The following is a 6,945-nucleotide window of genomic DNA, read 5'->3' on the forward strand; positions in this document are numbered from 1 at the left end:
AATCTACAGCACGGCGGCCTGAAAGCCGACCTGAGTGGTTGAAGCAAAAGCCTGTCTACCTGGTGCAACGCGGTCTAAATGTGGGAGCGGGCTTGCTCGCGAATGCGGTGTACCAGTGACAGATGAATTGACTGACCCACTGCATTCGCGAGCAAGCCCGCTCCCACAGGTAGTCCGCATCAGGCCTTCACGGGCCCATTCCCGATCTGCCACACAAACGGCGGCTCGGTCCCATTGATCACCCAATCCCCCACAATCCGCGCCTTGTAGATCACCGGGTTATGCGACGACACAGTCCGCGCATTGCGCCAATGGCGATCCAGCGCTTTACCCTGGCGCACATCCGACGCCCCCAGCGCATTGAACAGCTCACTGGTAGCCCGCTGGATCAACTCCGACACCACCACCTGCGCCGTCGCCGATTCAATCTCGGCGGCCACGTTCGCTTCACGCTCCGCCACCTCATCCCCGGCAAATCGCGCCAAGTAGGCCCGCTGCGCCGGCACCGCAGCTTTCAACGCACTGGCCTCGGCGGCATACACCAGCGCGGCCACTTCACCCACCACCTGCTGAACCTGCGCATCCTGGCTGACATGCGCGGCATTGCCATGGCTGTAGATGCGTTTGCGGTTGCGCACCTGCTGCGCCACGTCGTTGAGCGCAGCACGGCCAATACCGGCCAGGCTCGCCAGCAGCACCAGCTGGTAAAACGCGGTCTGGTATTTGAAGCGTGTGGCGAAGTCGATCACGTTGTCGGCCTCAACCACCGCATCGGTAAACCGCGTGGTCCCGCTGCCTGTGGTGCGCTGGCCAAAGCCGTCCCAGTCATCACGTTGCACCACGCCGGGCTGGCGTGTGCGAGTGGCGGCGATCACGTCGGCGCCGGTGTCGCTGCGCTGGGCGTACACGTCGATCCAGTCAGAGAAAATGCTCCCGGTGCTGTAGAACTTTTCGCCGTTGAGCTTCCAGTTGTCGCCATCCGGGCTGACTTGAGTGACCACATCACCGATAGCCACAGTGCCGATTTCAGTCCAGGCGCAACCGACGATATCGCCGTCGACAAACCGCTTGAACCACAGGTCGCGACCCGCGCTGGGTGGCGCGTTCAGGCGATCCTCGGCAAAGGCGAAGTGGCCGCGCAACGCCTGGGGCACATTGGAGTCGGCCGCCGCCAGTTCGATCAGCAGCTCAAACAGCTGCGGCAGGGACGCGCCGCCGCCGCCGTACTCCACCGGCACACGCACCGCGCCAAACCCCGCGTGTTTGAGCCACTCGATGGGCTCATAGGGCAGGGCGCGCGCCTGCTCACGTGCCACGGCGCCTTCGGTGATGCGCTGGAAAATCGGCCGAAAGCGTGCGGCCAAGGTGGCGTAATCGACGCCGATGGACAGCGGGTTGATGACGTGTTGTTCGGTCATGGGGTACGGCTCCTGGGCAGTGATCAATGCTGAGTCGATTGCACAGTCCGTGCCGGGCGGCGCAGCCCGTATTTGCTGGGGGTGGATCCAAACTGCTGTTGGCCCAGCAACAGTAAATCGACAAATCAAGGCCCTGCGCGACATTCGCATGCCTGGCAAAAACCACTGCGATATGCGCCACAAAGCCCGTGGGATGGCGCTTTGATGATGTATGGCACGCTTGCTGCTCAAGCCTGGTTACATCCTTTCGTGCGAGGTACTGCCAGATGAGTCAGCAAGCCGTGAAATTTGCCTATTGGGTGCCCAACGTCAGCGGTGGGCTGGTGGTCAGCAAGATCGAACAGCGCACTCACTGGGGCATCGACTACAACCGCAAGCTTGCACAGTTGGCCGAGGCGGCCGGCTTTGAATATGGCCTGACGCAAATTCGTTTCACCGCCGGCTACGGCGCCGACAACCAGCATGAGTCGGTGGCTTTCAGCCACGCGTTGTTGGCGGCGACCACCACGCTCAAGGTGATCGCAGCGATCCTGCCCGGCCCGTGGCAACCGGCGTTGGCAGCCAAGCAACTGGCAACCATCGACCAACTCACCAATGGGCGTATCGCGGTGAACATTGTCAGCGGCTGGTTCAAGGGCGAATTCCAGGCCATCGGCGAGCCCTGGCTGGAACACGACGAACGTTATCGCCGCTCCGAGGAGTTTATCCGTGCCCTCAAAGGCATCTGGAGCCAGGACGATTTCACCTTCAAGGGCGACTTCTACCGCTTCAACAACTACAGCCTGAAACCCAAGCCGCTCGGCCAGCCGGAAGTGTTCCAGGGCGGCAGCTCACGTGCCGCGCGGGACATGGCGGCACGCGTGTCGGACTGGTACTTCACCAACGGCAACACCCCGGAAGGCATCAAGGCCCAGGTTGATGACATCCGCACCAAGGCCGCGGCCAATAATCATTCGGTGAAAGTCGGTGTAAACGCCTTTGTGATCGCGCGCGATACCGAAGAAGAAGCGCGCGCCGTGCTCGCCGAAATCATCGACAAGGCCGACCCCGAAGCGGTGAATGCGTTTGGCGATGCGGCCAAACAGGCCGGCAAGGCCTCACCGGAAGGCGAGGGCAACTGGGCCAAGTCCAGCTTTGAAGACCTGGTGCAATACAACGACGGCTTCAAGACCAACCTGATTGGCACGCCGCAGCAGATCGCCGAGCGCATCGTTGCGCTCAAGGCCGTGGGCGTGGACCTGATACTGGCCGGCTTCCTGCATTTTCAGGAAGAGGTCGAATACTTCGGCCAGCGCGTCCTGCCGCTGGTGCGCGAGCTGGAAGCCAAGGCCGGAATCAAACAGGTGGCCTGAACAACACCACGGCCGCACGCAGTTTGTTATTGCCAAAACGGCACATGCGCTCGAACTCCCCATGGCTGACCGGCAGGTGCTGGCAGTCCAGGGGCTGGCGATGCTGGCTGTGGTCCACATCGGGGTCATGCAGGTAGACGAACTCCTCGTCGCAGTCGGTGACCATCACCCAGTGCGGCGACTTGGAACGGGTGAGGCGGTAGCTGCTGATCAGCACCAGCGGCCGCCCGCCGGCCTGCAATACCTGGGGTAAATCCAGCGGGCCGCCCTGCAACTGCTCGACGTCGCTGCCGGCCAATTCCTCTTCAAACGCCTCGTGTACCAAGCGCATCACATCCTTTTTGTGCTGGTCGCGCACGCCATCCAGAAACAACGGCCCGCGCACGTTCACCTGCATTCGCACTCGAAAACCTCGGCGCCAGGCGGCCAGCGCCAACCCTTGCGGGCTGCAGCCGCCGTGGCCTGCGGTCATGAACACGGTGGTGGCCTCGCGCCAGATCTGCAGTTCTTCGCGCCGCCCGGCCACGCGCCCCGGCAGCAACGCGCCCATTGCCATCAGCAGGCACGCGGCGCCGCAAGTGAAGTCGGTGGTCTGCTGGTAATACGGCACGCTCTGCGGGCGTGCGACCTGGTGCTGGAGGATGCGTTTTTCCAGACGCAGGGCCGGGCTGTGGTCCTCGTAATAGTCATTGATGAGGGCAAAGCGGCGGTAGCCATTGCGCTCGTACAGCGCCAGGGCGCCGGGGTTGTCGGTGCGCACCTCCAGGCGCAGGTAGGCGCAGTCATGTTCCAGGGCGCAGGCCTCGATGCGCGTCAGCAATTGCTTGCCCAAGCCCATGCCGCGCGCGTGTTCGGCGATGGCGATGGAGTACAGGCGCGCCAGCGAAGTGCCGCGATGGAACAGCACCAGTGCATAACCGAGCAACAGCCGATCATTTTCCGCCACCAGCAACTGGCCATGGGCACGGCTGATCAACCACTGGAAACTGCGTGGCGAGAGCCGGTCGGTGGTGAAACAGTGCTGTTCCAGCGCGACCAATTCGGGCACATCAGCGGGGGTTGCAACGCGAAAGAAAAGAGCCATATGACCGCCGTAAAAGTTGCGTAACGAAACGGGACTTCTCTAAAAGATCGTGCTTAATAGAAAAGGTCGAGTTCTCTAAAGCGGATCAAATATTATGTCAGCGGTACAAGGTCATTGGCGTGAAGTATCCGAGCAAAACGTCGCGGCGACAATAACTTCCAACGGTTATTTTTCGGTTGCAAGCAAAGGTTCCAGCCAAGTGGTGATCATTGTTGAACGCAAGGAAGATTGGGCCTCTTACTTCCCCAGCGAAGATATCGTGACCGCCCAGGAATACCTTGAGCAAACCCGTGAAAGCGAGACGGGCAAGCGTGTGCAGGTGATCAACCTGTGCCGCAGCTACAAGTACCTGGGGCACGGCTACTACTGCTCATTGCTGGCGGAAGCGCGCGGGCACAAGGTGATTCCGTCGGTACGCACCATCAGTGAACTGACTAAAAAGTCGTTGTATGGCTTGTCGTTGGATGACCTGGATAAAACCCTCGATAAAGCCTTGAGTCATCACCTTTACAGCAATACCGAAGGCTTTACCCTGACACTTTATTTTGGTCGAACCAATATAGAGCCACTGCAAGAGTTGGCCCGCCAGTTATTTGAAACCTTCCCGTGCCCGATCTTGTTAGTTGAGTTTCGCAAACACAATGGCTGGCACATTGAAGGGGTCAAGTCCGGGGTATTGCACAAGTTGCGCGATGACCAGGAAGACCAGTTCGCCCACGCCCTCGACAACTTCAGCCGCAAGATCTGGCGCCAACCGCGCTCACGCCGCTTGGCGCGTTATGACCTGGCGATTCTTCACGACCCACAGGAGCAACTGCCACCGTCCAATGCCCGCGCCCTGGAAAACTTCGTGCGGGTCGGCAAAGGGCTGGGCATCGATGTGGAGCTGATCGAGCGCAAGGATTATTCGCGCCTGGCCGAGTACGACGCCTTGCTGATCCGTGAGACCACCAGCGTCGATAACCACACCTACCGTTTTGCCAAAAAAGCCGAAAGCGAAGGCCTGGTGGTGATGGATGACCCGGCATCAATCCTGCGCTGTACCAACAAGGTCTATCTCACGGACTTGCTCAACAGCCATCAACTGGGCATGCCCGCCACCGAGATTCTCTACAAGGAGCGACCGGAAGATTTCGAACGGGTCGGTGAGCGCCTGGGTTTCCCGCTGGTGTTGAAGATCCCCGACGGTTGCTTCTCGCGCGGCGTGATCAAGGTGGAAAGCCAGGAAGCCCTGCTCAAAGCCACCGCCGAGCTGTTCGAACATTCGGTGCTGTTACTGGCCCAGGAGTTTTTCTACACCGAGTACGACTGGCGCATTGGCGTACTCAACCGCAAGCCGATCTTTGCCTGCCAGTACTTCATGTCCAAGGGGCATTGGCAGATTTATAACCACAAGGCCATCGGCCAGGACATCAACGGCGAATGCCGCACCCTGGCGGTCCACGAAGCACCCAAGGCGGTGGTGGAGCTGGCGGTGAAAACCGCCAACCTGATCGGCGACGGCCTTTATGGCGTCGACCTCAAGCAGTCCGGTGACAAAGTGGTGGTGATCGAGGTCAACGACAACCCCAACATGGACGCCGGTATCGAAGATGCCTATTTGCAAGACGACCTGTATGCACTGGTGCTGGAGGAGTTCGTACGGCGGCTGGAGTTGAAACGCCAGGGCCAGGGCTGGTGACGCGCGATGATCCAGCGCTTTGAACTGATCGAGGGAAAACTGTGCAAAGCGGACAAGGACGACGCTGCAATCATGCTGTTCAACAACCCGGACGCGGCCGAACGCGAGTGGCTGCGTGAGCATCACAAACTCGACGAGCACGCCCTGGCCTCGGCCCTCGACCCGGACGAAGTCTCCCGCATAGAGTTTCACCCCGACAACCTGTTCCTGATCTGGAAACGCCCGGAGAACTACTCGGGCGGCGGCAGCCTGATGTTCGAAGTGGCCTCCTGCGGGCTGTTGTTTTCGCCCGGCCGCCTGCTGGTGATCGCCACGGATGACACCTCACTGGCGGGGCTCGGCGCACGCCGGCCGTTGCATGCGCCGCTGGACGTGCTGCTGGATCTGCTGCTTAACAATATTCACCACTACCTGGGCCATCTCAAGGTGATCAAGCTGGTGGCGCGGGAGTTGCAGCAACAGTTCAACGCGTCGATGAGCAACCAGCACCTGATGCAGATGTTCAACCTCAGCGAGAGTTTGATCTATTACATCAACGCGCTGCACAGCAACGGCGCGGTGTTGTCACGGTTGCGCAACCACGCGGAAAAGGAGCATTTCGGTGCCGAGGTGCTGGGCTTGATCGATGACCTGATCATTGAGAATCACCAGTGCTACAAGCAGGCGGAAATCTACTCCAACGTGTTTTCCGGGCTGATCGATGCACGCGGCAACCTGATGAACAACAGCATGAACAACCTGTTGCGCAAGCTGACGTTGATCAACGTGGTGTTCCTGCCGCTTAACCTGATCGCCAGCGTGGGCGGGATGTCGGAGTTCAGCATGATGACGGCGGGCACGCCGTGGTGGGTGTCTTACCCGCTGTTGATGGTGGCGATGGGGGTTGGGGCGGGGTTGATGGTGTTCGGGCTCAAGCGCATCGCAGGCGGCGCCAGCCGCGCGTGAGTACATTGCACTTTGTGGGAGCGGGCTTTTGGTGGTGTACATATCCGTTGCTGCGGTAACGGCTGAGTAGGGTTCCGCTCTTACAGCGGGGCACTTTTGGAAAGACCGGAATGCCGGCCCAGCCAAAAGTAAGCAAAAAGTCTTCGCCCCAACACTCGGTGCCTCGCTATGGCTCGGCATGCCCGCAATCCGCCAGTGATTTGGGGGGGCGATTTCAGATCAAGATCACGATCAAAAGCGCAGATCAAAAGACCGCTGACTTCGTCATCGAAAAGGATGTAAGGGCCGGAGCAACAGCAAAGCAACAGCAACAGCAGAGCCAGCTCCCACAGAAAAGCAGCTCTTCAGTGTATGCAAATCCGCAGCCGACTTCATTTTCAAAACTGCATGCGGTCAAGTGTGGGAGCGGGCTTGCTCGCGAATGCGGTGGGTCAGTGACAGATAAATTGGCTGACCCACCGCTTT

5 protein-coding genes and 1 pseudogene are annotated in these 6,945 nt (G+C 59.9%); 4 read left to right on the top strand and 2 right to left on the bottom strand.

Annotated elements, in window-relative coordinates:
* Window positions 1-179: 179 nt before the first annotated feature.
* Window positions 180-1,418, bottom strand: a complete 1,239-nt coding sequence (locus ACTD9P_RS06935) for an acyl-CoA dehydrogenase family protein (protein ID WP_438867144.1) — start codon at window positions 1,416-1,418, stop codon at window positions 180-182.
* Window positions 1,419-1,684: 266 nt separating this feature from the next.
* On the opposite strand from ACTD9P_RS06935, the gene sfnG reads away from it, so the two are divergent.
* A complete protein-coding gene (gene sfnG / locus ACTD9P_RS06940; protein ID WP_438867145.1) occupies window positions 1,685-2,770 on the top strand; it encodes a dimethylsulfone monooxygenase SfnG in 1,086 nt (361 codons plus the stop codon).
* Here sfnG and ACTD9P_RS06945 read toward each other — a convergent pair.
* Complete coding sequence (locus ACTD9P_RS06945) at window positions 2,754-3,854, bottom strand: GNAT family N-acetyltransferase/peptidase C39 family protein (protein ID WP_438867146.1); 1,101 nt, start codon at window positions 3,852-3,854, stop codon at window positions 2,754-2,756. The two genes, sfnG and ACTD9P_RS06945, sit on opposite strands and share 17 nt — an antisense overlap.
* A gap of 94 nt (window positions 3,855-3,948) precedes the next feature.
* On the opposite strand from ACTD9P_RS06945, the gene ACTD9P_RS06950 reads away from it, so the two are divergent.
* The 3 genes and pseudogenes from ACTD9P_RS06950 to ACTD9P_RS06960 all read left to right on the top strand — a co-directional run.
* Complete coding sequence (locus ACTD9P_RS06950; RefSeq protein WP_207161316.1) at window positions 3,949-5,535, top strand: RimK family ATP-grasp domain-containing protein; 1,587 nt, start codon at window positions 3,949-3,951, stop codon at window positions 5,533-5,535.
* 6 nt (window positions 5,536-5,541) lie between these two features.
* Window positions 5,542-6,480: a magnesium transporter CorA family protein gene (locus tag ACTD9P_RS06955; protein ID WP_438867147.1), complete on the top strand. Its 939-nt coding sequence runs from the start codon at window positions 5,542-5,544 to the stop codon at window positions 6,478-6,480.
* 110 nt (window positions 6,481-6,590) lie between these two features.
* Window positions 6,591-6,945 (top strand): annotated as a pseudogene (locus ACTD9P_RS06960) (hypothetical protein); the annotation flags it as partial.

The sequence above is a fragment of the Pseudomonas onubensis genome (genome assembly GCF_965653655.1).
Lineage (GTDB): Bacteria > Pseudomonadota > Gammaproteobacteria > Pseudomonadales > Pseudomonadaceae > Aquipseudomonas.

What these genes read in the sequence shown, in the direction of transcription:
- ACTD9P_RS06950 (WP_207161316.1), top strand. Translation starts at nt 3,949, where the DNA reads ATGTCAGCGGTACAAGGTCATTGGCGTGAAGTATCCGAGCAAAACGTC.
- ACTD9P_RS06935 (WP_438867144.1), bottom strand. Translation starts at nt 1,418, where the DNA reads ATGACCGAACAACACGTCATCAACCCGCTGTCCATCGGCGTCGATTAC.
- ACTD9P_RS06955 (WP_438867147.1), top strand. Translation starts at nt 5,542, where the DNA reads ATGATCCAGCGCTTTGAACTGATCGAGGGAAAACTGTGCAAAGCGGAC.
- ACTD9P_RS06945 (WP_438867146.1), bottom strand. Translation starts at nt 3,854, where the DNA reads ATGGCTCTTTTCTTTCGCGTTGCAACCCCCGCTGATGTGCCCGAATTG.
- sfnG (WP_438867145.1), top strand. Translation starts at nt 1,685, where the DNA reads ATGAGTCAGCAAGCCGTGAAATTTGCCTATTGGGTGCCCAACGTCAGC.